This is a genomic window from Paenibacillus tianmuensis (genome assembly GCF_900100345.1).
GTDB classification, from domain to species: domain Bacteria; phylum Bacillota; class Bacilli; order Paenibacillales; family NBRC-103111; genus Paenibacillus_G; species Paenibacillus_G tianmuensis.
The window spans coordinates 1-1,667 of record NZ_FMTT01000104.1 but is presented as its reverse complement, the minus strand read 5'-3'; the positions used below and the strand labels follow the sequence as shown (position 1 = coordinate 1,667).

Annotated in this window: 1 protein-coding gene; it reads left to right on the top strand. The window is 52.5% G+C overall.

Features of this window, described 5'->3' with window-relative positions:
- Nucleotides 1–42: 42 nt before the first annotated feature.
- Nucleotides 43–1,667 (top strand): phage tail tape measure protein (locus BLO51_RS28965; RefSeq protein WP_217266816.1); only part of this gene is annotated, 1,625 nt, incomplete at its 3' end.

Genomic DNA, 1,667 nt, shown 5'->3' with positions numbered 1-1,667 from the left:
AAGTCCAGTTCTGCGGGACGTTCGGCATACAACTTCGCACGGATGGCCGAGGACGCCAGAATTACGGGCGATGTATCGGCTATGGAGAAGTTCGCGGACAATGCCTTTCGCGTAATCAACGTGACTCACGCATCTACCGAAGGGTTGGGTGAGACGTTCAAATACGCGATGCCCGTGGTAAAAAACCTGGGCTGGAACGAAACAGATATGCTGATGTCTTCCGCTATGGGGGCTATCCACGGCATGGAAGGGTCAATGGCAGGAACGCACATCAAAGACTTCGCCGAGCGGATCAACCCGTACAAATTCCTGGGTACACGAGGCGGCGCGAAGCAGCTCAGCGCGATGAATGATGCCGGGCTTCTTGACGGCGTAGAGCAAGACAAAAAAGGCAAAATCATAGGCTTTAAAAATGCCGCCCTGCTCAAAGACAAAAATTCACTCAAAAGTTACGTTGATATGGTCGGAGTCCTGACCCAAAAGCACAAAGAATTCATCGCTGCCGGGAAAAGCGAGCTTGAATGGGCAGCAAAAATGAACCATATTTTCGGCGAGCAGGGTCAAGACTTCGCTATAATCTCGTCACACCAAGAGACGTTCGACAAGCTCATGAAATCGATAAACAGTCAGAAGGGGCTCCACAAACAAATTGACGAGATCCGAGAGTCATACAAAGGTCAAGCGCACATTCTCCACAGTAAAATTGAGAACCTGACGACATCGATCGGGAACCACTTGCTGCCGGAGATAACGAAGTTAATTTCCGCCATCTCTCCCGGAGTGACGACAGCCACAAAATGGATCGATGCGCATCGAGACGAAGTGGTCGTGGCCGGGAAGGTAGTTGCTGCCTTCGGTACATTCATGCTCGCGCTGGGAGCGGCAAAACTTGCCATTGGGACCATCGGTACCTTACTGACGGGCCCATTTAAAACCGGGATAAACACCGTGGCAAAAATGCTAGAAGCTATGGGAGCAAAAAAAGCAGCTGATAAACTGAAAGATACCTTGCCGAATAAGTCTATTCAGGCAAACGTCGTCAACGTATACGGGAAGGCGATCAACAATTTAGGCGGTGGAGGACCTGGTGGCGGAGGCGGTACTTTTGTTGGTACTGGCGGAGGAAGGTCTGGCAATGGCGGAGGAAGGCCCGGTACCGGAGGCGATCTACCTCCTCGAAGCAGCACACACGGCGGCGGGAGGGGCGGCAGAGGCTTTGGAAAGGTCCTGACTTGGGGAAAAGACGTCTTGGGCAGAGGTGGATCTGTTGTAATACCGGTTGTAGCGGCGATGAGCGCATGGGATGTTATGTCTGCGCCTGAAGGGAAAAAAGTAGAAACCGCGGTGAAGACTAGTGGAACTATCATCGGAGGATGGGCCGGGGCCGAAGCCGGAGCAGCGATGGGCGCAGCGCTCGGCTCAGTTGTTCCTGGACTCGGGAACGCAATCGGCGCCGGATTGGGAGCAATCATAGGCGGCATCATTGGAACCAGCATTGCGGATAGCATCACAAATTCGATCTATGGGTCAGCGAGTCGAGCGAAAGAAACGCTGCTTCAAGAGCAATCGGATCAAGCCGAAATGGCTGCTTCCTCCCAGTATAAGGAAAAAGAAAAAAACTGGAATGAAGCTACAAGCCGCGTCAATTGGTGGAAGGTGGACACAAG